17 protein-coding genes and 1 pseudogene are annotated in these 23,546 nt (G+C 63.4%); 12 read left to right on the forward strand and 6 right to left on the reverse strand.

Going from position 1 to position 23,546, the window contains the following annotated elements; genetic code table 11:
• Positions 1-161: 161 nt before the first annotated feature.
• Positions 162-1,754 carry a cytochrome c oxidase subunit I gene (gene ctaD, locus VSR68_RS39170; protein ID WP_342944874.1) on the reverse strand — a complete coding sequence of 531 codons (1,593 nt, stop codon included), beginning with the start codon at positions 1,752-1,754 and terminating at the stop codon, positions 162-164.
• 282 nt (positions 1,755-2,036) lie between these two features.
• Here ctaD and VSR68_RS39175 point away from each other — a divergent pair, with 282 nt between their 5' ends.
• From VSR68_RS39175 to VSR68_RS39225, 11 genes and pseudogenes are all read left to right on the forward strand, one after another.
• Complete coding sequence (locus tag VSR68_RS39175; RefSeq protein WP_342944908.1) at positions 2,037-2,507, forward strand: DDE-type integrase/transposase/recombinase; 471 nt, start codon at positions 2,037-2,039, stop codon at positions 2,505-2,507.
• Positions 2,508-3,002: 495 nt separating this feature from the next.
• Positions 3,003-3,512 (forward strand): MaoC family dehydratase, encoded by a 510-nt coding sequence (locus VSR68_RS39180; protein ID WP_342944875.1) that lies wholly within the window; start codon positions 3,003-3,005, stop codon positions 3,510-3,512.
• Between the two features lie 96 nt (positions 3,513-3,608).
• Positions 3,609-3,845, forward strand: coding sequence for a hypothetical protein (locus tag VSR68_RS39185; protein WP_342944876.1), 237 nt, complete (start codon positions 3,609-3,611; stop codon positions 3,843-3,845).
• Positions 3,835-5,229, forward strand: a complete 1,395-nt coding sequence (locus tag VSR68_RS39190; protein WP_342944877.1) for an amidase — start codon at positions 3,835-3,837, stop codon at positions 5,227-5,229. Before VSR68_RS39185 ends, VSR68_RS39190 begins: the two co-directional genes overlap by 11 nt.
• A 120-nt stretch (positions 5,230-5,349) precedes the next feature.
• Positions 5,350-6,738, forward strand: coding sequence for an MFS transporter (locus tag VSR68_RS39195; protein WP_342944878.1), 1,389 nt, complete (start codon positions 5,350-5,352; stop codon positions 6,736-6,738).
• A 51-nt stretch (positions 6,739-6,789) separates the two neighbouring features.
• Positions 6,790-8,238: an MmgE/PrpD family protein gene (locus VSR68_RS39200; protein WP_342944879.1), complete on the forward strand. Its 1,449-nt coding sequence runs from the start codon at positions 6,790-6,792 to the stop codon at positions 8,236-8,238.
• A gap of 45 nt (positions 8,239-8,283) precedes the next feature.
• Complete coding sequence (locus tag VSR68_RS39205) at positions 8,284-9,456, forward strand: acyl-CoA dehydrogenase family protein (RefSeq protein WP_342944880.1); 1,173 nt, start codon at positions 8,284-8,286, stop codon at positions 9,454-9,456.
• Complete coding sequence (locus VSR68_RS39210) at positions 9,453-10,643, forward strand: CoA transferase (RefSeq protein WP_342944881.1); 1,191 nt, start codon at positions 9,453-9,455, stop codon at positions 10,641-10,643. Before VSR68_RS39205 ends, VSR68_RS39210 begins: the two co-directional genes overlap by 4 nt.
• 38 nt (positions 10,644-10,681) lie before the next feature.
• Positions 10,682-11,425 carry a GntR family transcriptional regulator gene (locus VSR68_RS39215; protein ID WP_342944882.1) on the forward strand — a complete coding sequence of 248 codons (744 nt, stop codon included), beginning with the start codon at positions 10,682-10,684 and terminating at the stop codon, positions 11,423-11,425.
• 59 nt (positions 11,426-11,484) lie between these two features.
• Positions 11,485-12,294 (forward strand): CoA ester lyase, encoded by an 810-nt coding sequence (locus VSR68_RS39220; protein ID WP_342944883.1) that lies wholly within the window; start codon positions 11,485-11,487, stop codon positions 12,292-12,294.
• A 296-nt stretch (positions 12,295-12,590) separates the two neighbouring features.
• Positions 12,591-13,456: pseudogene (locus VSR68_RS39225) on the forward strand (helix-turn-helix domain-containing protein).
• A gap of 558 nt (positions 13,457-14,014) precedes the next feature.
• On the opposite strand, the gene VSR68_RS39230 reads toward VSR68_RS39225, so the two are convergent.
• The 3 genes from VSR68_RS39230 to VSR68_RS39240 form a co-directional block, all read right to left on the reverse strand.
• Positions 14,015-14,533, reverse strand: a complete 519-nt coding sequence (locus VSR68_RS39230) for a sigma-70 family RNA polymerase sigma factor (RefSeq protein WP_342944909.1) — start codon at positions 14,531-14,533, stop codon at positions 14,015-14,017.
• A 1-nt stretch (position 14,534) separates the two neighbouring features.
• A complete protein-coding gene (locus tag VSR68_RS39235; RefSeq protein ID WP_342944884.1) occupies positions 14,535-14,747 on the reverse strand; it encodes a DUF2892 domain-containing protein in 213 nt (70 codons plus the stop codon).
• Positions 14,748-15,056: 309 nt separating this feature from the next.
• The gene (locus VSR68_RS39240) at positions 15,057-15,500 is read right to left on the reverse strand and encodes an SET domain-containing protein (RefSeq protein WP_342944885.1); all 444 of its coding nucleotides are present in this window, start codon (positions 15,498-15,500) and stop codon (positions 15,057-15,059) included.
• Between the two features lie 310 nt (positions 15,501-15,810).
• Here VSR68_RS39240 and VSR68_RS39245 point away from each other — a divergent pair, with 310 nt between their 5' ends.
• Complete coding sequence (locus VSR68_RS39245; RefSeq protein WP_342944886.1) at positions 15,811-16,089, forward strand: HU family DNA-binding protein; 279 nt, start codon at positions 15,811-15,813, stop codon at positions 16,087-16,089.
• Positions 16,090-16,462: 373 nt separating this feature from the next.
• Here the strand turns inward: VSR68_RS39245 and VSR68_RS39250 are convergent, their stop codons facing one another.
• On the reverse strand, positions 16,463-17,800 hold the full coding sequence (locus VSR68_RS39250) for a TolC family outer membrane protein (protein ID WP_342944887.1): 1,338 nt from the start codon (positions 17,798-17,800) through the stop codon (positions 16,463-16,465).
• Positions 17,801-18,072: 272 nt separating this feature from the next.
• Positions 18,073-23,469 (reverse strand): beta strand repeat-containing protein, encoded by a 5,397-nt coding sequence (locus VSR68_RS39255; RefSeq protein WP_342944888.1) that lies wholly within the window; start codon positions 23,467-23,469, stop codon positions 18,073-18,075.
• Positions 23,470-23,546 lie beyond the last annotated feature (77 nt).

The raw sequence follows: 23,546 nt of genomic DNA on the forward strand, positions 1-23,546 counted from the left end.
AGCCCTGACCCCTCACATCAGCGCATCGGGATCAGCCGGTTCGTTTAACCCGCGAACGGACTCAGTTCACCGTGCCCGGCGACATCCGTCTGCGCCGCGAAGCGTGGACCGTGCCCGCGGCGTTGCGCGTGCGCGGATGTTGTCGGGATGCCGCCGTCCGCCTACTGGACCACTGGCGGTGTCTCGAACGTGTGATAAGGCGCGGGCGTAGGAACGGTCCATTCAAGCCCGGCGGCACCGTCCCACGGTTTCGCATCTGCCCGCTTCAGGTCTGCGCCTCCGCGATACACGGGCAACGCGACCGCGAAAAGAAAATAGACCTGCGACAGGCCGAAGATGAACGCGCCGATTGTCGAAACCTGATTCCAGTCCGTGAATTGCGCCGGATAGTCGGCGTACCGTCGCGGCATGCCGGCGAGCCCCAGGAAATGCATCGGAAAGAACGTCAGGTTGAACGCGATCATCGTGAGCCAGAAATGGATCTTGCCGCGCGTCTCGTTGTACATCCACCCGGTCCATTTCGGCGACCAGTAATACCAGCCCGCGAACAGTGCGAATAGCGATCCCGCCACCAGCACGTAATGGAAATGGGCGACAATGAAATACGTGCCGTGGTACTGGATATCGAGGGGAGCCATCGCCAGCATCAGGCCTGTAAAGCCGCCCATCGTGAATACAAAGATGAAACCGATGGCGAACAGCATCGGCGTTTCGTAGGTCAGCGAGCCGCGCCACATGGTGGCGGTCCAGTTGAACACCTTCACGCCTGTGGGCACCGCGATCAGCATGGTCGCGTACATGAAAAACAACTGTCCCGTCACGGTCATGCCGATGGTGAACATATGGTGAGCCCAGACGAGAAACGACAGGATTGCGATGGCCGCGCCCGCATACACCATCGAGCTGTAGCCGAACAGCGGCTTGCGCGAAAAGGCTGGAATGACGTGCGAGATGATCCCGAACGCCGGCAGGATCATGATGTACACCTCGGGGTGGCCGAAGAACCAGAAGATGTGGATGTAGATCACCGGGTCGCCGCCGCCTGCCGGGTTGAAGAATGACGTCCCGAAATGGCGATCGAACAGCAGCATCGTGACGTCGCCCGCGAGCACGGGCATCACCGCGATCAGCAGATAGGCCGTGATCAGCCACATCCATGCGAACAGCGGCAGCTTCATGATGATCATGCCAGGCGCACGCAGATTGAGGATCGTCACGATGATGTTGATCGCGCCCATGATCGACGAGGCGCCCATGATGTGGACGGCGAAGATGGTCAGGTCCATGGCCGGGCCCTGCTGGACGGACAGCGGCGCGTACATGGTCCAGCCTGCCGCCATTGCGCCGCCGGGCGCGAGGAATGATCCGACCAGCAGCAGCGCGCCTGCCACCAGAAGCCAGAAGCTGAAGTTGTTGAGGCGCGCAAACGCCATGTCGGATGCGCCGATCTGCAGCGGCAGCAACCAGTTCGCGAACCCCACGAATGCCGGCATGATCGCGCCAAAGATCATGACGAGACCGTGAAGTCCCGTGAGCTGGTTGAAAAACTCGGGCCGCATGATCTGTAGCCCGGGCTCGAATAGCTCTGAACGTATGAGCAGTGCGAATACGCCGCCAACGAGGAACATCAGAAACGAAAACGTCAGGTACAACGTGCCGATGTCCTTGTGGTTGGTCGTCAGGAGCCAGCGCAGCACGCCCTCGGGCGGGCCGGCATGTTCGTGAACGGGATGAACAGGTGTCGCGCGATTCATTGACACACTCCGGGAGATCGGCCAATGCTTCGCACGCGCATGCGACGTGCCTCGCAGCGATGCCGCGAAGTGCATGCGTGAGGCCGTCCGCGCCTCGCCGTTGCCGTTGCGTTGCGGATGGACTGTGGAATGGTTGATGCGAAATGGCGATTGCAGGCTGCGTCGCGCGGCGTGATCCGGCGGCGTGCGCAGCGAGTAAGCAAAGGTGAAGTGACAGATGTATGCAGACTGGCGTAGCGCGAGTGGCCCGAGCGGTCGCCCCGGCGATGGCTGGCCATGCCAATGGCGACTGGGGCGCAACTGTGCGCTATCTTCCTGGCAATCCGCGGGCGCGATTGGAGTGCTGATCGGGCTCGTGGTCGCTACAGCCGCCTTCTTCGGCATATTTTTGCGTCTTGGCTGGTATTGCCATTCGCCGCGTTATGCGGCGCTGCCGTAGCGTCATCGTTCGTCTGCTACGCGCGCCATGCCACCGATGGCGAGACCGTGACGCTCGATTCGCTGACGCTGGTGGTCGTCGAACGGGAAACGCCCATCCGAATCCGGCAGGTCAAGTACCTGAACAATATTGTGGAACAGGATCATCGAGCGATCAAACGCATCATTAAACCGATGATGGGCTTCAAGGACTTTCGCTGTGCGCGTATCATTCTCTCTGGCATTGAGGTGATGCATATGATCCGCAAGGGGCAGATGAAAGTCGGCGCTACTCACCGAACGGTCGCCGAGCAGTTTTACTTGCTGGCAACGTAAGCCATCCTTATCAAATGCACTTACCTCGCCGCTCTTATCGCGACACAATTGCATCGGGCGGGGTTGGGCCGTCAATCCAGGACGCAGTGCGAGTGATCAGCCAGCACCGAGGACGCATCGGTGCATACGTTCCGCTATGGAACTTGCAGGTGGTCAACTCAAAAAGGATAGCATCTCTGCGTGGGATAAAATCTGGCGTCGGTAGTCGCCACCCGAACAGATGCGGAAGTGCAAACTGCCACCTGCGGTGGCACCCGATAATCCGGTGCAGATCAAGACAAAGTTCATTTTGCTTCACGGTAGTAACGTAGCGTATCGCGCTGTTTGCCGTCGCTGCGGTGGCTCTCTCAACTTCCGTTCTCGCCGCGCCTTGGCATAAACCCTGGCCGAGATTCCCGACTCCGTGCCTTGACAGCAATTCGTCTTCGCTCAATACTTTGTCCGTACAAAGTGACAATAACCGAACAAAGTCCGTCGAAACTGGAGACGCAGGCAATGGACGTGAAACGAGAGCAGGCTGGCGAAACGCGCCGCATCCGCGCCAGCTATGGGCGCTATCTGGAAGACTTCGAAATCGGCGACATCTACGAGCACCGGCCCGGACGCACGATCACCGAGGCCGACAACATCCATTTTTCGCTGCTGACGATGAACTTCCATCCAATGCATTGCGATGCCGCCCATGCCGCGAAGAGCGAGTTCGGCCGACTGCTCGTCAATAGTGGTCTGACCGTGGCAATCGTGCTCGGCATGACGGTCAACGACGTGAGCGGCAAGGCGATTGCCAATCTTGGCTGGAAGGAGATCAATCTCACGGCTCCCGTGTTTTGCAGTGATACGCTCTATGCGGAGTCCGAAGTGCTAGAGAAACGCGAGTCGCGTTCGCGTCCAACCCAGGGGATCGTCACCGTGCATACACGCGCGTTCAACCAGAACGGCGTGCAGGTGATGGATTTCGTGCGCAGTGCGCTGATTCCGAAGCGTGGTCACGGCGTCGGCGATTGATTTCCGCGGCCTTCAAGGTGCGCGGCGCGCGTCGTACTCAAATCACCTTATGCGCAGCGCCAGGGCGTTGCGGCTTTTCTCGCCGGACGGCATTGATTGCAGGAGGAGATGGGCGTGTCGAATGAAAGTCGCACGGATTTCAATGTTGGGGCGCAGTCGTGGGTGGAGCAGTTTGGCTCCGCAGCGCTGAGTTCCGGCCATGCCGTTTCACTGGTCGAGGCAGCGCACGCGATCGTGCGGGCGGTTGCCGATGCGGCGCAATCGCTCGACTGGCTCGAGGCCGACGCGTTCACGCACACTTTGCAAAACCTGGAGCCGGGCCATGAGCGCTGAGACATTCCCGCTGTCAACGCAAACATGCGAGCACCGCACGACAGCGGCGCTGCGCGAAGCGGAACGAGCGGGGCAGCGCGGCGGCTTCGTGCGGCTGCGCGAAGAGTCCGCATTATCGCAAGCGCGCGCAGTCGACCGGCAACCCGCCGAGGGCGTGCATGCCAGCCGTTTGCAGGGCGCGCCGCTCGCGCACAAGGACATGTTCTTCCGCGCCGGCGAACTGAGCGAATGCGGCAGCCGCATTCTCGCGGGCCATCGCGCCTCGCATACGGCCACGGTGTTGCGGCGACTCGACGCGGCGGGCGCAATCGATCTCGGCGCCTTGCACATGGCCGAGTTCGCGATGAGCCCCACCGGCTTCAATGCGCATCTGGGCCATGGCCGCAATGCATGGTCTGACGCGCATGTGAGCGGCGGCTCGTCGAGCGGTAGCGGCATTGCGGTGGCGCTCGGCCTCGTGGCGGGCGCGCTAGGTTCCGATACAGGGGGCTCGGTGCGCATTCCCGCGGCTGTGAACGGCGTTACGGGGATGAAGCCAACGCAGCACGCGATCTCGATGCAAGGGGTGATGCCGCTTTCGCCGAGTCTCGATTGTGTAGGCGTTCTCGCGCGCACGGCGCAGGACGCTGCCTCGATGCTCCAGGCGATCTGGGATGCCGATGCCGTAGATCCGCACTGCCTCGCGGCCGGCACACGGGATTTTGAACGCTCGATAGAGCGGCCATTGATGCGCGACGACATCATCGCCGTGCCCGCTTTCGACGACGGTGCACCTGTCTCGGACGAAGTGCGCGCGTCGGTATTGCGCGTTGCCGATGCGCTTGCGTCTTGCGGCGCGACGATTCGCAAGGTAGAAATGCCTGACCTGCGCGAAGCGGGCGCGCTCGCGACGCTGGTGCTCGGCGCGGAAGCCGCCTCCATTCACGCCAAATGGCTGCGCGAGCGCCGAGGCGACTATGGCGAACAGGTGCTGCGCCGTCTCGAACGCGGCCTACTGTATCCCGCCACGCGCTATATCGACGCATTGCGGTTGCGCGCGCGCTCTATGGCGCGGTTCGTCGAGCGCCACCTCGGCGGCGCCCATGCCTTGCTGCTGCCGGCGCTGCCCTATGCAGTGCCGACGATCGAGGAGACGCTCAAAGGCGACGTCGGCGAAATCGAGCGACGTTTCGGCGACTTCTCATACTGGACGCGCGGCATCAACTATCTCGGCTTGCCTGGTATGAGCGTGCCCGCGGGCAAGAGCGGCAATGGCATGCCGGTTGGCGTACAGCTCATCGGGCGCGCGTGGAGCGAGGACGTGTTGTTGCGCCTCGCCCACCAGTTGCAGCGACGTACCGACTGGCACTTGCCTTCGATACTTTCTCACCCACGAGCCGTCTGAAGCAGGACGACAATTTTTCCTTAAAAGCAACATGCAGGATAACTAATTTTATGATGACATTCGGCATCGAATCACGCTGGCGCAGTCTGGCGGATGCCGCATCGTTCAGGAGACAACCGCATGAACGTATCGTCTGTCAACGCAGGGGCCCGACTGGACCGGCTGCCGCTGGCGCGCTTTCACTGGAGGATTCTCGGCCTGATCAGTGGCGGCGCGCTGCTCGATGCCTTCGACGTGTACCTCGCGGCGGGCGTGCTTGCTGCAATGGTGAAGTCGGGCTTCTCGACGCTCGCGAGCAATGCCGCGTTCATTTCGGCCACGTTTTTCGGCATGCTGATCGGTTCGGCCCTGGCCGGCTGGGTGGGCGACCGCTTCGGCCGCCGCTATTCGTATCAGATTAATCTCGCGGTGTTCGGTATTGCGTCGCTGCTCGCGTGCTTTGCGCCGAACATCGAAACGCTGATCGTGTTGCGCTTTCTGATGGGCATCGGACTTGGCGCCGAGCTTGTGGTTGCCGCGGGCACACTTTGCGAATTCGTGCCACCCGCGTATCGCGGACGCTGGATCTCGCTCATGGGCCTTCTGATCAACTCAGGTCTTCTGATCGCCACGAGCGTCGGCTATGTGGTGATTCCAAACCTCGGCTGGCGCTGGATGTTCGCGATTGCCGGCGCGGGTGCAATCGCGATCTGGATCATGCGCAAACGCATGCCGGAATCGCCACGCTGGCTGGAATCGGTGGGGCGCGTTGCCGAAGCGGAAGCTACGCTCGCTGAAATCGAGGCGCAGATCGAGCGCGAAACCGGCAAGCTGCCGCCCGTGCTCGGCACGCAAGCCGTCACGCCGCGCCAACTGCCGCTCTCGGTGCTGTTCTCGCGGCCAGTGGTAGGCCGCACGCTGGTGGCGGCGCTGGTGTGCGTGGCGGTCAATGTCTCGGTGTATGGCTTCGTTGCCTGGCTGCCCACGTTCTTCGTCAAGCAGGGGCTTACGGTCGTGCAATCGCTCGGCTTCGTCACGCTGATGGCGTTCGGCGCGCCCGGCGGTGCGGTAGTCGGCTACCTGGTCGGTGACCGGCTTGGGCGGCAGCGCGGCTTGATCGTGTTTTCGCTGGCGACCATCGTCCTCGGCTTTCTCTATCCGCAGATGCGCGATCCCGTCGCGATTTCGGTCACCGGATTCGCGCTTGTCACGTCGATCTATACCTTTGTGACGCTCGGTCTCTACGGCTATATCCCCGAGCTCTTCCCGACGGCGTTCCGCCTGCGCGGCACGGGTTTCGCGGGCGTGTGCGGCCGCGCCGCTTCGATGTGCACGCCGTATGTGGCCGTCGCGCTGTTCCAGAACTTCGGCGTCACGGGCGTGCTCGCGATGGTGATCGGCATTCTGAGCCTTTTGATCGTCGCGCTGCTGGTGCTGCGCGTGGAGACGAGCGGCCAGTCGCTCGAGGAGATCGAAACGGTGGTCGAAGAGGACGTCACGGGCATGACCGCGGCGCACGCGGAACGCTGAACTCACCCAGCCGGTGCCGCGACGGCGGCCGGCGCAACCATTGGAGACGATATGAGCACTCAGGCTCTACGCAAGGAAGATCGGGAAGCGAGCACGGCGGCAGGTGGTATCTCGGGCGAGCTTGCGCAATTCGCGCTCGAACTGAAGCTCGAAGCCGTACCCGTCGCCGTGCGCGAGCGTGCCAAGCATTTGCTGCTCGATGCGATCGGTCTCGCGTATGCCGCACACGCCACCGATTTCGCGGGCGTGACGCTGGACGGACTTTCGGTGCTCGGCAAGGGCGATGCCACCGTGATCGGCTACGGCCGCGTGCTCACCGCACGCGACGCGATGGTGATGAACGGCGTGCTCGCACACGGCCTCGACTTCGACGACACGCATTCGCGCGGCGTGATTCATGCGACCGCGAGCCTCCTGCCGTGCGTATTCGGCGTGACCGATGGCCGGCCGCTCGACGGCGCACAAGCGCTCGCCGCCTATATCGCCGGCATGGAAGCCGCCACGCGCATCGGCTCGGTGGCGAAAAGCGGCTTTCATCAGGTCGGCTTCCATCCGACCGGCGTGGTCGGCATCTTCGGCTGTGCGCTGGCGGCTTCGCGCCTGCTTGGCCTGACGCGCCAGCAGGCGCAGATGGCCCAGGGCATTGCGCTTTCGATGGCGAGCGGCAGCCTTGAATTTCTGCAGGATGGTGCGTGGACCAAGCGCATGCATCCTGGCTGGGCGGCCCAATCGGCCTATACGGCGGCGACGCTTGCGTCGCGTGGCTATGTCGGCGCATCGGCGCCTTATGAAGGGCGCTTCGGGCTGTTTTCCAGCTACCTTGGTGAACAGCGCGGCAACGCCGATCTCTCACTCGCGACGGCCGGGCTCGGCGAGAAGTGGGAGATCGAGGAAGTCGCCATCAAGCCCGTGCCGGCCTGCCATTTCACGCACGCGTTCGCCGATGCCGGGACCGCACTGCATCACGAATGGCAGCGGCGCGGCTATAAGCTTACCGAACTGGTCGACCGCATTGAGCGTATTCGTGTGAAAGTGCCCGAGGGCGTCGTGAAGGTGGTGTGCGAGCCGGTAGCGAACAAGCGCCGCCCTGCCAACGCGTATGACGCTCAATTCAGCGTGCCGTATGTCACGGCGAGCGCGCTGGTGAAAGGGCGCTTCACGCTCGACGAACTGGAGCCCGCAGCGCTGCGCGACGACGCAGTGCTAGCACTGGCCGCCAAGGTCGAATACGAGATCGATCCGGACAGCACGTTCCCGCACCACTACACCGGCGAAGTGTGCCTGGAACTGGTGAGCGGCGAGACCCTGTCGCACCGCGAGGCAATTCATCGTGGCAGCGCCGACCGGCCGCTCAGCAACGAGGAGATCGTCGCGAAGTATCGTGCGAATGCATGCCGCGCCTTGCCAGGGCATCGCGTTGAGAAGATCCGCGAAGCCGTGCTCGCGCTCGATACGTTGCCGGGCGGCGCCTGGCATGCAGTGCTTGGCGAGGCCGTCTGAATCGTCGCGTAGAAATTCATTCAATTCGCAGTTCGGAGAAGTCACATGTCTCAAGTGGACGACAACGTAGTGGAACAGGCCGAGGACGATGCGCTGATTCTCGATATGCTGGACCGCTTCCTCAAGACCGAGGTCAAGCCCTATGTGCACGCGCTCGAAAAGGCCGACGAATATCCGGCCGAGATCGTCGAGCAGATGAAGGAAATGGGCCTGTTCGGTTGCCTGATCGCCCCTGAATACGGCGGCCTCGGCCTCTCGGCGCGAACTTATGCGCGCATCGTCGAGCGCATGTCGGCGGTCTGGATGTCGCTGAGCGGCATCGTCAATTCGCATCTGATCATGGCGATGACCGTGCAGCGCAACGGCACGGAAGAACAGAAGGCGCAATTCCTGCCGCGTTTCGCCACTGGCGAACTGCGCGGCGGCATCGGCCTGACCGAGCCCGATTGCGGCACCGACCTGCAGGCAATCCGCGCGACGGCCCGGCGCGAAGGCGACCACTATGTGGTGAACGGCGCGAAGACCTGGATCACGAACAGCCTCTACGGCAACTGCCTCGTGCTGCTCGTGAAGACTGATCCTGCCGCACAGCCGCGGCACAAGGGCATGAGCCTGTTGATCGCGGAGAAGGGGCCGGGCTTCGAAGTGAGTCGCAAGCTGGAGAAGCTCGGCTACAAGGGCATCGACACCTGCGAGCTCAATTTCGACGGCTACCGCGTGCCGGCCGACCGTTTGATCGGCGGTGTGGAAGGCCGTGGCCTGCAGCAGATTCTTGGCGGGCTCGAACTCGGCCGCATCAACGTGGCGGCGCGCGGGCTCGGCATCGCCGTCGCGGCGCTTGACGCTTCGGTGGCGTACAGCCAGATGCGCAAGACCTTCGGCAAGCCGATCTGCGAGCATCAGGCCATTCAGTTGAAGCTCGGCGAAATGGCTACACGCGTTCATGCGGCGCGCCTGCTCGTCGACGCTGCAGCGCAGGCTTACGATCGCGGCGAGCGCTGCGACATGGAAGCCGGCATGGCGAAATACTTCGCCACGGAGGCGGGTGTCGAGAACAGCACGGAAGCGATGCGCATACACGGCGCGTACGGCTATTCGAAGGAGTTCGAGATCGAGCGGCTGTATCGCGACGCGCCGCTGCTCGTGATCGGCGAAGGCACCAACGAGCTGCAGCGCATCATCATCGCGAAGCAACTGATTGCAAGGAGCCCCGTATGAGCCTGCCGCTTGAGGGAGTGCGAATCGTCGCCGTGGAGCAGTACGGCGCGGGCCCGTTCGCCACACAACATCTCGCGGATCTCGGCGCGGATGTGGTAAAGATCGAAAACGCGAAGGACGGCGGCGACGTAGGCCGCGCGGTCGGGCCGCATTATTTCGGCCCAGCAGACAGCCACTTTTACGAGGCCTTCAACCGCAACAAGCGCAGCATCGCACTGGACCTCAAGAGCAGCGAAGGCAAGGAGGTGTTGCGCAAACTGGTCGAGAAGGCCGATGCGGTGTTCGATAATCTGCGCGGCGATCTGCCCGCAAGCCTCGGGCTCGATTACGCGGCGCTTTCGCGAGCCAATCCGGGCATCGTCTGCGCGCATCTCTCGGCATACGGGCGCACGGGTTCGCGCAAGGCGTGGCCGGGTTACGACTATCTGATGCAGGCCGAAGCGGGTTATCTCTCGCTGACCGGCGAGCCCGACGGGCCGCCCGCGCGCTTCGGCCTCTCGATCATCGACCTGATGACGGGCACGACGGCGGCGATGGCGCTGCTTGCGGGCATCGTCGAGGCGCGCCAGAGCGGGCGCGGCCGCGACGTGGACGTGAGCCTCTTCGATGTCGCGCTCCACAACCTCGCTTACGTGGCGACGTGGTATCTCAACGGCGGCCATACGACGAAACGCGAGCCGCGTTCGAGCCACCCGTCGCTCACGCCGAGCGAGCTGTACCGCACGCGCGACGGCTGGATCTTCCTCATGTGCAACAAGGAGAAGTTCTGGGGCGTGCTCGCGAACGTGGTCGGCAAGCCCGAATGGATCGATGACCCGGAACTGTGCAACTACGCGGCGCGCCTGAAACATCGCAACCGCGTGCGCCGTGAACTGGACGACGTGCTGATGACGGCCGATACTTCGACGTGGATGGAGCGCTTCGCCGGCAAGGTGCCGGCTGCGCCCGTCTACGACGTTGCGCAGGCGCTCGACAATCCGTTCGTGGCCGAGCAGGCGCGCGTGGTGGAGTTCGAGCACCCCGAGCACGGGCCGATCAAGGGCGTGGCCTCGCCCGTGCGCATCGACGCGGCCTTGCCGACGCGTGCCGCGCCGCGCATGGGTGAGCACACCGACGAGGTGCTGCGCGAGGCCGGATTCGCGGAAGACACGATCGCTTGGCTGCGCCGGCAGGCTGTGGTGCAATGACAGCATCGCTTTCGCCGCGGGCTCCGCCGCTTTCCCGTATGACACCTTTGCTGAATCAGCAGCCTCGTTATCTGCAACTGGCGCAGACGCTCATCAATGAAATCCGCAGCGGACGGTACGCCGTTGGCGCGTTTTTGCCCACGGAGTACGACCTGTGCGAGCAGTTCGGCGCGAGCCGGCATACGGTGCGCGAGGCCGTGCGCCGGCTCGTGCAGATGGGCCTTGTCGATCGGCAGCCGGGTGTCGGCACGCGTGTGCTGGCCCGCGAGGCGGTGAGCGGCTATCAGCAGGTGATGAGGCAACTGAACGACCTGCACCAGTACACGGCCGACACGGAGCTGACGCTGCTCAGGCGCGATCTCGTCGAAGTGGACGACGCGCTCGCGAAGGTGCTGCGCGCGAGCCACGGCGAGACCTGGCTGCATCTCGAAGGGGTGCGCACGAGCGACAACGAGGTCGATCCGATCTGCGTGAGCGACATTTACATTCACCCGGCGTTTCGCGCGGTGGAAGTCGAGGGGCATTTGCACACGCCGATCTACGCGCTGATCGAGCAGCAGTTCGGCGAGCAGATTGCGGCGGTCCAGCAGGAGATCCGGGCGACGCTCATCACCGCGGCGCAGGCGCGTCTGCTCAACACGCAGGCCCGCTCGCCCGCGCTGTGGATTTGCCGGCGCTATCTGAACCGGCGCGAGGAAGTGGTGGAGGCGGCGATCAGCATTCACCCGTCCGGGCGCTTCAGTTATATGGAAACATTTCAGCGCGACTGGCGCGCGACCTGAGGCATCGTCCGGCGCGCGGACGATCTTCTCAGACGGTGCGCCCGCGCAAGGGACACTCAATGGAAGCGGCAACCAGTTATCTCTTCGTGCCCGGCGAGCGCGCCGAACGATTCGACAAGGCGCTCGCGAGCGGCGCGGCCCGCGTGATTCTCGATCTCGAAGACGCGGTGCTGCCCGAGGCGAAATCGCTGGCGCGCGATACGCTGCACAACTGGCTCGAACAGCATGGTGCCGATTCGCGCGTGCTGGTGCGCGTCAACGGCGTGGAAACGCCGTGGCATGACGACGACCTTCGCCTTGCGGCGCTGCCGGGCGTGGCCGGCATCATGCTGCCGAAGGCCGAACGCGCGAGCGACCTCGCGCATGTTCGCGCCGGGTTGCGTGAATCGCAGGCGCTCTATGCGCTGATTGAAAGCGTAGATGCCGTCGTGCGGCTGCGCGAGATTGCAGCAGTGGCGGGACTGACGCGTCTCGCGTTCGGCTCATTCGACTTTTGCTCGGACGCGGGCATCGGCGACGACCGCGCAGCGCTTGATCCGGTGCGCACGCAACTGGTGATCGAGTCGCGCCATGCGAGGCTGCCGGCGCCCGTCGATGGCGTGACGCTGACGATCGGCGACGACGCCGAGCTCGCCGAGGACGTTCGCCACGCGCGGATGTTCGGCATGGGAGCGAAGCTGTGCATCCATCCGCGTCAGGTGGGTGTGGTGAAACGCGGCTTCCTGCCGACCGACGCCGAATGCGCGTGGGCGCGCCGCGTGCTCGCCGCGATCGCGCAAGGCGGTGCGGGCGCTATCGCTGTGGACGGCAAACTGGTTGACCGTCCCGTGGTCGAGCGTGCGAAGATGATCATCGCGGGAGCTGCCTGAGCGGGAGCATCCCCCCGACTTGCTAAGCAGACGTTCGGACGTGTTGCCCATCGCTGTGCGGAACGGTACTTATTTGATGCTGTTACAGCTTCGGCCCCCGGCACCGCATAGCGGTTGCGCTAGCAACTTCCCGGTGAACGCCTGATTGCCAACGGAGCCTGGCTTTAAAGAAATCGATATAGTTGGGCCGGTGTGTCGACACGCGCATCAAGGCCTGCGGCTGAGACCGAACTCGATGTCCGCTTTCGCGCCGCGTAAGCTGTCCGGCCGCCGGTTGTCCGGCACGGGGAGCTTCGATGGCAGTCATGGAACGGATAACGATGACGATGCGAGAGCTGGACAGATTCAAGGTCATTCAGGATGTGGCGGACGGCAAACTCACGCCGTCGCGGGCGGCCGAGCGACTCGGGCTGACGACGCGGCAGATCCGCAGACTGGTCGGCCGATTGCGTGACCAGGGAGCGTCGGGGCTCGTATCGCGTCGTCGCTCGAAGCCCAGCAACAACCGCCTGGACGCCGTGACGGCCGATCGGGCCATCTCGATCATCCGTGATCGGTACGCGGATTTCTGGCCGACGCTGGCGTGCGAGAAGCTGTATGAATGTCATGGCATTCGCCTGGCGAAAGAAACGGTGCGCCGGCTGATGACAGACGTGGGGCTGCGGGTGCCGCGCCGGCAGCGGCCGCGGAAGGAGTTCTTACTAATTCGGGTGATGTACCTGCTGGACGACACGCTGTTTGCCCGCACGCTGATGCACGAATACGTCGAGGTGGTCGAGTATCCCGACGGGCAGATCGAGGTTCAGGCCCAGGGGGCGGTGCTGCCCTGCCGGCAGTACGATCGCATCGCACCTGTCGATCAGGGGGTGCCGAGGTCGAGAACAAGCGGCTCGCGAGCGTGCTGGAGGTTGCCCGGTGCGTGCAGGCGATCCGGGACGATCGCCGGGCTGCGGGCTCACCGTCACGCACGCATTGCGGTGAAGAGGTTTGCGCGAAGCAGGCGCTGCTCGGGCTGAAGAAGCAGCGGGCGATTGAGGTTGCCGACATCAATCAGGCTGTTCTTGAAGTCAGTGCCAAAGCAATGCGGGAACGGGGGGCGGCTGCGCCGCCCCAACCCGAAAACATAAGAAAGAGCACGGCAAAACCCGACATTTCTATTTAGCTGGAGCCACGACATTTAAACTTGGCGGAGACATCGCATGTAGCGGCTAAGTTGTAATCTATGGCAGTCGACTGCTGCATTGCGGGCAGCGACTTTCGTTCAGTTGGTGCTAGGCGACGTGTATCTGGAACTGCCGATTGGCTACACGGTGCCCGACGTTGAAGCGCGCTTTGCGCTGCAGATTGACGAGGCGGTGGCGGCTGCTCTTCGCTAAGAGCGCCGCATAAGGATGTCGAGCCACTGCATGCTGTGGTGTTGAAAGCACGGATTGTTGGCTATCTACAGGTCGATGTCGAATGGCCGAAGTTGGCCAGTAGGATCACTTCGACGAAGTGCTATAGAGCGCTGTCGTTGGAATCAGCATTGGCCGCTTCCACCGAACCGTATGAACGCGTACTGTCGGCCATGAAGCGACGTTCGTCCATCGCTTCGCTGGGGCCATTCAAGCGTCAGCTTCGCTCAAGCATCGGACAAGCATGCTCGAACTTGCCGAATCGATTTCTCATGGGCGTCACTATGCCGAATTTGCAGAGATGCGCGATGCGTGGGTCGTCGCAGTCAGGCAAGCAGGTATTCGCGCGCCAACGTGCGCGCGCGATGCAGGCGGCTTTTTGTCGCTGAGACCGATAAACCAAGTCGCGCGGCGATCTCGCCGATCGTGAGTTCTTCAAAGTCGCGAAGCAGGAGGACATCGCGGTAGTCGGGCGGCAGCGACTCCAGTGCGTCGATGAGTTCACGGCGCAGCGAATCGGTGTCGTGCCGCGCCAGCCATCGATCGACCTCCTCTTCGTTGTAAGGATCGAAGTTCAACGCCTTGCGACCGAGTCGCCTGCATTCGTGGCGTACCACGCTGAAGAGCCAGCCCGAGAATGCAGCGGCGGCGCGGACCGACTCGAACTTGCGTGCGACGATGAGCAGCACTTCCTGGACTGCATCGTCGACGTCCGAAATAAAGCAATTGCGCTGCGCATAGCGGCGTATGTCTGGCTGAAAGAGGAGCAGCAGGCGCTCGAGCGCGGCGGGGTCGCCCGAACGTGCCGCGTCGATTGCTGCTTGCTTTTGTGCGTCCAAGGCCATGTCACCGCTTCTGTTGTCTCGCGAGGCGCCGGCCCACCATCGCACAAGCGAGGCAGAACCCGACCAGACCGGAAATGGTGATGCCTGCGGCTGCCAGCGCTCCGACAATTCCGGCGACTCCCTTGAGGAACATGATTGCAAGCGCCGCGCCGACAACACCCAGAACGATACGGATAACGCGCTCCCAGCCTGGAACATTCTTGACGTAAAACATGTTTTGCTTCCCTTATCAACGTGAGAGACGACCTCTTCGGAAGCTAAGAGGCGGCGACAACGCGAACCGGTTCGCGCCCCATTTATTTTTGTTTTTCTTTTCGCGGATGTAACCGGCTCGTTGTGAACGGCTGCTAGATCTCGCAAAGAGGCATCCGGAGTTCCCAGGAACAGCCATTCGCTGTGGCACAGTCCGCACTGACGTCAACGCGGCGGCGAAGGTTTGCGAGAGAGTCGCGCGTGGGGCGAAAAGAATGTCGGCAAAAGCGGGATGGTATGCGGGCGGGTAAAAACGCGTTGGCCAGGTGCCTCAGTTGCCTGCCGCCCCGAGCATCGACTGCCGGCACCCGGCAGTGCCGCACCGGCACGCGTACTGTTCCCTGACTTCGTCGTTGAGTTCGCCGTCGATGATCAGCGCGTAGTCGATGAACAGCTCATGGCCGGGCGCGATGTCGGTTAGCGCATGAATGAACACGCGGTCGCCCGTCTCGATCGCCTCGCAGTTCGGTGCGCATGCGTGGTTCAGGAAGCGGGCGCTGTTTCCGCCGCGGCTGCCGTCGATCACGCGCCCGTCAGACAGACCAAATACAAACGTGTGGCCGGCCTGGGACCGCTGACGGGCGGCGGCGCGCTGCCAGCTGGTCACTTCACCCTTGTACTCGATGAGCCGCTCGCCGGCGGCGATCGGCTGCAGCGCAAAAAGCCCCTTGCCATGTACGGATGAGCGTCGTGCTGTGATGCGTTTCAGTCGCATTGTGTGTCGTTTCCCGCCAGCAGGGTGTGTCAGTGATCGTGATTCCGATTCTGCTGCGAAGCATATCGCCGCCATCGCCTGTATTCAACAAGGCGTGCCGTTTCGCATGCAACTAACCGTCCGGCGTTCGCGCGAACCGCCCCGGCTTCGCCAAGACACTCAGTCAGCAGGAAGCGTGGTGCCAGGTCACGAGCGTCATATGCTGCGATGCCTTTTCGACAGCCTCGCGGTTGCCGGGCGCCGTAGACATGCGTTCGGGTTGAGCGTCCTGTCCCGCATTGGGCGGGTGCTTTTATCAGAGGGAGCTCACATGAACAGGCAGGAACTCATCGATGCGGTCGCCGCCACCACGGGTGAAAGCAAGGCCGGCACGGGCGAGACCCTTGATGCCATCCTCGAAACCGTGACGGCGGCCGTGACGCGCGGCGAGACCGTCCAGCTGGTCGGCTTCGGTTCCTTTTCGACGGGCGCCCGCGCCGAACGTAGCGGGCGCAATCCGTCGACAGGCGAGACCATCACGATTCCCGCCGCGAAAACAGTGAAGTTCTCGGCTGGCAAGGCGTTCAAGGACGTCGTGAATGCGGCGTGAGCAGGCTGCGTCCAGCGCGCACAACGGCCATCGGACTTCGCGGCCATGTGATACCGACCGTGCGGGGCTGGTTGGCAACGCAACGTGATAGCGAGTCTCCCGCCTGTTGTCACGACCGAGGATGTGAGCGTCTACCAGACGTAGCCGCTCGGCTTCCTTCTGATAGGTCCGTTGCGTTGCCGACCACTCGTGCAGCGCGTGCCGCGTCTGCGTGGCTTCATGGTTGTTGGACGCATCGAGCGTGCAGATCGCGCGCGGCGCCCGGAAGAAGCAAGGCACTCGCGTTTGTGCCTGTTGTGTGTCATCTGGCAAAGCAAAGGCAGAAAGCGGCTCGCCTGCGATCGCCTGTACCCTTTGCCGGGCAACGCGATGGCTACGGCATTCGCGCGCTGTGGATCGCGACAGCCTCAGGCGGCATCGCGACATGCAGTGTGTCGAGCAGTTGCCCCATGCCTTCGAACACGCGATATGCGCTCGCCGCCTGGGCATATTGACCGCCGATATAGTCGGTGCGCGCGTTGTAGTACTCGTTCTCCGCGTTGAGCAGGTCGAGCAGCGAGCGTTGTCCGATGCCGAACTGCAATGAATACGCCTCGCGGGTCGCCGCGCTGGAATCGACGTATTGCTTGAGCACGACAACCCGGTCGCGTGCCGTGAGGTACGCATTGAACGCGAGCGACACGCTTTCCTCGATCTGGCGGCGGGTGCGGTTGCGAGTCTCTTCGGCTTCGCGGACCTGGGCATGCGTCTCGCCGATTCTTGCCTTGTCGGCACCGCCCTGAAAAATGTTGTAGCGAAGCCGAAGCATGACGCGGCGGTCGTTGGTCGGTCCGAGAATGCCCTCGCGATCGTTCAACGTGCTGACTTCGAGATCGAGTCGTGGCCACAGTGCGGATTTTGCGACATCGTGTTGGGCGCGCGCCTGTTCGACGTCCGCATCAGCACCCGCGAGCGCCGGATGATAGGCCAGCGCTGCATCGACGGCCAGTTGCACGTTTGGGGGCATCCCGCTCTCCGGTGCGACTGGCTTGACGAGTGCGTCGGGCGGCATGCCGACCAGACGGACATAGGCGATCTGGGCATCTTTCAGGCTGCTCTGTTCAGAACGCAAATTGTCGCTGGCGAGAGCCAGCCGGGTCTCAGCCTGATAAAGATCGGCGCGGCGTCCTACGCCACGCTCGCTGCGCAGCCTGATCTGCTCATGGATGCGCCGATGCGCTTCGATATTGTCCTCGGCGGCGGCCGTCGTTTCCTGGCGGCGCAAGACTTCGAGATACGCGCCCACGACGCGCAGCGCCACGTCTTCCGACGTGGTGGCGACAGCATAGGCTGAGGAATCGATGCGTGCTTTCTGACGCGCGACCTCGCTCTTGACGCCGAAGCCGTCGAACAACATTTGAGTCAGCGTCACGCTGGTCGTGCGATGTGTGAACGTTGTTTGACTCACGCCGAGCAGACGGGTCTCCGCGTCGTCTCGCCGTTCGCGCCCAATGGCGGCGTCGAGGTCGAGGCGCGGCCAGTATCCGGCCTGCGCACCTTTCAGCCCTTCATCTGACGCTTCCCGGTTATGCGTGGTGGCAAGCACCTCGGGGTTGGTCCTGACAGCCAGTTCGACGGCTTCCTGAAGGGTTTGCGCGTTCGCATGTGACGTCGAGAGCGCGATGCCCGACGCCAGCAAGAGCAGGGCCGCCAACAGCTTGTTGTTCTTCATTGCGCGTTTCCTGTAACGCATGGGCGGCTTGCCTTCCGGGGTGCACAAGCACAAATCGACATCTCCCCGACGCCCGGAACCGCATGGCGACTCATGTTACTTGACACACATTGCGGTTTCAAGAAGCGCAAATACCGTTGACGGGATGCCCGATAACGGAACATCGACTTCTTCAGATTTCGAGAGCAAGACGTTGAGAATCGAGGCATCCGCAAGCGATGCCCGAGCCGGTCGACGGCCGGCGAAAGGGCTCGCTTGCGGTGTACCTGCGTTCAATACTCCTGGATATGCGGAGGGGCGACGTAGGTGACGATCGTCCCGCTGCCCTGGTCGTGCGCCAGATGGAATCCGGCACCAGACAGGTTGCCTTGCATCGAGATGTTTGCCGTATGCACGCCATCGCTGACGGTCAGCGTGCCACCCGTTCCCGTGGCATTGGCCGCGAAGCTGAGCGTCGTGTGATCGCTGTTCAGCACGTCTGCCAGATCGAGGGTGTCGCCAGCTGCGAATCCCGACACGGTGCCCGTAAAGCCGGCGGCCTGGTCGAGCTTGAGCGTGCCTGCCGCACCATCCGCGAAGGTCGCGTTGACTGCCGATGCCGCGCCGAACTCGAGCGTCGCTGCGCCGCTGATGATCGCGTTTCCGCTGCCCGTGACGTCACCATGAACCATCAGATTGCCGCCGTTGGCCCACAGGTTGCCCGAGTTGGCTACGGCGCCGTTGATTTCGAGGCCTCCGGCGCCTGTTGCTTCGAGCGTGCCTGTGTTGACGACGGCGTTGGTTCCAGTATCGATCAGCAGTGAATGGGTGCCGTTCGCGACGATCGTGCCGCCATTGACGAGGCTGAGTTGGCCCGCACCAATCTGACCCGCGCCGGAGATTGTATTGTCGACGTTGATGAGCGTCGCATCCGCGGTGCCGCCGAAGATCACGTTATGACTATCGTCGGATAGCGTGACGGTTCCGCCGCCTTTCAGCGTTGCATCCCTGACGAGGACTTCGAGGTCCGTCTCGTGGCCCGTCGAAGCCAGCGCGATTGTCCCCGTGTTGTCGATCGTGCCGCCGAGCGGAAGCATCGCGCCATCGTTCAGTGTCATGACGCCCGCGTTCGACATGACGGGCGTCTGATCGAAGACGAAGTTGCCTGCCGTGAGGTCGGCGGAATGGACGCCGAGCACGGTGATGGTTTCGTTGGCGCCGAGCGTGATCAGTGCGTTGCCGTGGGCGTCGTCGGTCATGTGGGCTTGCAGGTCGGTGAAGCTCGTGATGCCCGTGAAACCGACGAGATCGATCTTGTCGGCCGCGACGTTCATGTCATGCACCGTATCGTTGCCGATCGGCTGCGCGAAGACGAACAGATCGCCGCCGCCGGAACCCGTCAGGTGATCGTCGCCGGACCAGGCGAAGATCGGTGCATTGGCGGCATACGCTTCCACATTGTCGGCGACTGTGAACGTCGCGTGGCTGCCGTCGGCGTTGGTCCAGTTCTCGGTCACCGTGAGGACGGTAGCGCCTGTGAACGACGCCGGTGGAGTGACAGTGAGCGCGCTCAGATTGTCTGCCGGGACGGCCCACGTGCCGTTGCCGAGGTCGGTTCCGGCATTCAGCTGCCAGCCGGACGGGATGCCCGCGATCGTCACCGTCAGATCGGCCGCATGGCCGGACGGGTCCACCAGCGCGAGATTGATTTCCGAACCGGCCGTACCAGCGGGGGCCTTGCTAGTGGAGGATTGCGTGTTGCCCGCGAGGTCCCACTCGGTGACGCTCAACGAGTGGTTATTGAGTCCTTGCTGAGAGAGGGTCCATGTTCCGGCGGATTGCTGGACTGCGCTGTAGTCGGCCGCCGTCGTGTTGTCGTGGACTGTGACTTTCCAGACGTTGGACGCATCGGTGTTGGCGGTCAGAGTGTTTCCCTTGTATTGCCACGAGAGGGTGGACGGCGGCGTCGTGTCGAGCGTAAAGCTGAAGTTCGTCGCGCTCGAGACATTGCCGGCGACGTCGGTCTGGCGGACCTGGACATTGTTGAGGCCTTCGGTGGCGCTGAAGCTGCCACTCCACGTATGGCCGCCATCAACCGAATACTGGAGTGTGGCACTGCTCTCGACGCCGGTGACGCTCAGCGTGCCGGTATTGGTGATGTGGTCGGTGGCACTGCTGCCCGAGTCGGTCGTGAGTGCAACGCCTGGCGCCGCGGCTGACGTGTCGAGGGTGAAGCTGAAGCTGGTGGCGCTCGAGACATTACCGGCAACGTCGGTCTGGCGCACCTGCACGGCATTCATGCCTTCGGTGGCGCTGAAGCTGCCGCTCCACGTGTGGCCGCCATCCACCGAATACTGGAGCGTGGCGCCGCTCTCGACCCCGGTGACGCTGAGCGTGCCGGTATTGGTGATGTGGTCGGTGGCGCTGCTGCCCGAGTCGGTCGTGAGCGCAACGCCTGGCGCGGCGGCTGACGTGTCGAGCGTGAAGCTGAAGCTGGTGGCGCTCGAGACATTGCCGGCGACGTCGGTCTGCCGCACCTGGACATCGTTGACACCTTCGCTCGCGCTGAAACTCCCGCTCCAGGTCTGCCCGCCGTCGGTGGAATATTCAACCGTGGCGCCGCTCTCGACCCCGGTGACGCTGAGCGTGCCGGTATTGGTGATGTGGTCGGTGGCGCTGCTGCCCGAGTCGGTCGTGAGCGCGACACCCGGCGCCGCGGCTGACGTGTCGAGCGTGAAGCTGAAGCTGGTGGCGCTGGAGACATTGCCGGCAACGTCGGTCTGGCGCACCTGCACGGCATTCAGGCCTTCGGTGGCGCTGAAAGTACCGGTCCAGGTCTGCGCGCCATCCACCGAATACTGGACCGTGGCGCCGCTCTCGACGCCGGTAAGGGCCAGCGTGCCGGTATTAGTGATGTGGTCGGTGGCGCTGCTGCCCGAGTCGGTCGTGAGCGCGACACCCGGCGCCGCGGCCGACGTGTCGAGCGTGAAGCTGAAGCTGGTGGCGCTGGAGACATTGCCGGCGACGTCGGTCTGGCGCACCTGGACATCGTTGACGCCTTCGCTCGCGCTGAAGGTGGAACTCCACGTGTGGCCGCCGTCGGTCGAATACTCGACCGTGGCACCGCTCTCGACCCGGGTGACGCTGAGTGTCCCGACGTTGGTGATGTGGTCGGTGACGCTGCTGCCCGAGTCGGTCGTGAGCGCAACACCTGGCGCGGCGGCCGACGTGTCGAGGGTGAAGCTGAAACTGGTGGCACTCGAGACATTGCCGGCGACGTCGGTCTGGCGCACCTGGACATCGTTGACACCTTCGCTCGCGCTGAAGGTGGAACTCCACGTGTGGCCGCCATCCACCGAATACTGGAGCGTGGCGCCGCTCTCGACGCCGGTGACGCTCAGCGTGCCGGTATTGGTGATGTGATCGGTGGCGCTGCTGCCCGAGTCGGTCGTGAGCGCGACACCTGGCGCGGCGGCCGACGTGTCGAGCGTGAAGCTGAAGCTGGTGGCGCTGGAGACATTGCCGGCGACGTCGGTCTGGCGGACCTGGACATCGTTGACACCTTCGCTCGCGCTGAAGGTGGAACTCCACGTGTGGCCGCCATCCACCGAATACTGGAGCGTGGCGCCGCTCTCGACGCCGGTGACGCTGAGCGTCCCGACGTTGGTGATGTGATCGGTGGCACTGCTGCCCGAGTCGGTCGTGAGCGCGACACCCGGCGCCGCGGCCGACGTGTCGAGCGTGAAGCTGAAGCTGGTGGCACTGGAGACATTGCCGGCGACGTCGGTCTGGCGCACCTGGACATCGTCGACACCTTCGCTCGCGCTGAAACTCCCGCTCCAGGTCTGCCCGCCATCGGTGGAATATTCAACCGTGGCGCCGCTCTCGACGCCGGTGAGGGCCAGCGTGCCGGTATTGGTGATGTGGTCGGTGGCGCTGCTGCCCGAGTCAGTCGTGAGCGCGACACCCGGCGCCGCGGCCGACGTGTCGAGCGTGAAGCTGAAGCTCGTGGCGCTCGAGACATTGCCGGCGACGTCGGTCTGGCGCACCTGCACGGCATTCAGGCCTTCGGTGGCGCTGAAACTCCCGCTCCAGGTCTGCCCGCCATCGGTGGAATATTCAACCGTGGCGCCGCTCTCGACCCCGGTGACGCTGAGCGTGCCGGTATTGGTGATGTGGTCGGTCGCGCTGCCGCCCGAGTCGGTTGTGAGCGCAACGCCCGGTGCCGCGGCTGACGTGTCGAGCGTGAAGCTGAAGCTGGTGGCGTTCGAGACATTGCCGGCGACGTCGGTCTGGCGGACCTGGACATCGTTGACACCTTCGCTCGCGCTGAAACTCCCGCTCCAGGTCTGCCCGCCATCGGTGGAATATTCAACCGTGGCGCCGCTCTCGACCCCGGTGACGCTGAGCGTGCCGGTATTGGTGATGTGATCGGTGGCGCTGCTGCCCGAGTCGGTTGTGAGCGCAACGCCTGGCGCGGCGGCTGACGTGTCGAGCGTGAAGCTGAAGCTGGTGGCGCTCGAGACATTGCCGGCGACGTCGGTCTGCCGCACCTGGACATCGTTGACACCTTCGCTCGCGCTGAAGGTGGAACTCCACGTGTGGCCGCCGTCCACCGAATACTGGAGCGTGGCGCCGCTCTCGACGCCGGTGACGCTGAGCGTGCCGGTATTGGTGATGTGGTCGGTGGCGCTGCTGCCCGAGTCGGTCGTGAGCGCAACGCCTGGCGCGGCGGCCGACGTGTCGAGCGTGAAGCTGAAGCTGGTGGCGCTCGAGACATTGCCGGCGACGTCGGTCTGGCGCACCTGCACGGCATTCAGGCCTTCGGTGGCGCTGAAGGTGGAACTCCACGTATGACCGCCATCCACCGAATACTCGACCGTGGCGCCGCTTTCGACGCCGGTGACGCTCAGCGCGCCGGTATTGGTGATGTGATCGGTGGCGCTGCTGCCCGAGTCGGTCGTGAGTGCGACGCCTGGCGCAGCAGCAGCCGACGTATCGAGCGTAAAACTATACGAGCATGCAGCCGAAGTATTCCCCGCAACATCCGTTTGCCGGACCTGCACGGTATTCAGCCCCTCGACTGCGCTGAAGCTGCTGCTCCAGTGCGCGCCATTATCGACGCTGTATTCGACGTTCGCGCCATGCGCAATTCCGTTGACAGCCAGCGTGCCGTCGCACGAAATGCAGTCCGTATTCGAAATCCCCGTGTCATGCGCAAGCGTGACCGAGGGTGGTGGCGGTGCGATATCGATATACGCGGTCGCCCAGCTGAGCGTCCCGTTGCCGAGCCGGATTGCATACGTGAAGTTGTCCTGCGCGCAGCCGGCGGTACTGAAACTCTGCGAGAGCCAGGACGCGTCCAGATGGCTCGCGTCGTATCCGACCTTGCCGTCCGCCGTGATCCAGATATGCGCACCGTGCGCGCTGTAGTCCGCGCTGATGGCTTCGGCTCGCGCGGTATCCTGAATGAGCAGAGCTTTCTGCTCTAGCGATACAGTGGTTTCCGTTCCGGAGTCGAGCGAGTAGAGCGACTTTGCCGCGCCACCCTGGTCGTTGGCCATCACGTTCAGATAGACAACGCCGAGCGAGCTGTTGCTAAGTCCCGTCTGCGCCGATGTAAAAAGATCGTTGTTCGCCTGCGGCGTGTTGCTGATGGAAACCGCGGTTCCGTTCGAGATCGTCGCCATGTTGCTCCCCGTTATTGTCGATATGTGTCACTGAAACGCAGCCCGCCGTGCCTGTTGTCGCGGCGGACACTGCTGAT

This window comes from Paraburkholderia phymatum (genome assembly GCF_038900715.1).
Lineage (GTDB): Bacteria > Pseudomonadota > Gammaproteobacteria > Burkholderiales > Burkholderiaceae > Paraburkholderia > Paraburkholderia phymatum_A.

Bases quoted from the DNA above. Each gene is read 5' to 3' on its own strand.
- ctaD (WP_342944874.1), bottom strand. From the start codon at position 1,754: ATGAATCGCGCGACACCTGTTCATCCCGTTCACGAACATGCCGGCCCG.
- VSR68_RS39175 (WP_342944908.1), top strand. From the start codon at position 2,037: ATGGCGACTGGGGCGCAACTGTGCGCTATCTTCCTGGCAATCCGCGGG.
- VSR68_RS39180 (WP_342944875.1), top strand. From the start codon at position 3,003: ATGGACGTGAAACGAGAGCAGGCTGGCGAAACGCGCCGCATCCGCGCC.
- VSR68_RS39190 (WP_342944877.1), top strand. From the start codon at position 3,835: ATGAGCGCTGAGACATTCCCGCTGTCAACGCAAACATGCGAGCACCGC.
- VSR68_RS39195 (WP_342944878.1), top strand. From the start codon at position 5,350: ATGAACGTATCGTCTGTCAACGCAGGGGCCCGACTGGACCGGCTGCCG.
- VSR68_RS39200 (WP_342944879.1), top strand. From the start codon at position 6,790: ATGAGCACTCAGGCTCTACGCAAGGAAGATCGGGAAGCGAGCACGGCG.
- VSR68_RS39205 (WP_342944880.1), top strand. From the start codon at position 8,284: ATGTCTCAAGTGGACGACAACGTAGTGGAACAGGCCGAGGACGATGCG.
- VSR68_RS39210 (WP_342944881.1), top strand. From the start codon at position 9,453: ATGAGCCTGCCGCTTGAGGGAGTGCGAATCGTCGCCGTGGAGCAGTAC.
- VSR68_RS39215 (WP_342944882.1), top strand. From the start codon at position 10,682: ATGACACCTTTGCTGAATCAGCAGCCTCGTTATCTGCAACTGGCGCAG.
- VSR68_RS39220 (WP_342944883.1), top strand. From the start codon at position 11,485: ATGGAAGCGGCAACCAGTTATCTCTTCGTGCCCGGCGAGCGCGCCGAA.
- VSR68_RS39230 (WP_342944909.1), bottom strand. From the start codon at position 14,533: ATGGCCTTGGACGCACAAAAGCAAGCAGCAATCGACGCGGCACGTTCG.
- VSR68_RS39235 (WP_342944884.1), bottom strand. From the start codon at position 14,747: ATGTTTTACGTCAAGAATGTTCCAGGCTGGGAGCGCGTTATCCGTATC.
- VSR68_RS39240 (WP_342944885.1), bottom strand. From the start codon at position 15,500: ATGCGACTGAAACGCATCACAGCACGACGCTCATCCGTACATGGCAAG.
- VSR68_RS39245 (WP_342944886.1), top strand. From the start codon at position 15,811: ATGAACAGGCAGGAACTCATCGATGCGGTCGCCGCCACCACGGGTGAA.
- VSR68_RS39250 (WP_342944887.1), bottom strand. From the start codon at position 17,800: ATGAAGAACAACAAGCTGTTGGCGGCCCTGCTCTTGCTGGCGTCGGGC.
- VSR68_RS39255 (WP_342944888.1), bottom strand. From the start codon at position 23,469: ATGGCGACGATCTCGAACGGAACCGCGGTTTCCATCAGCAACACGCCG.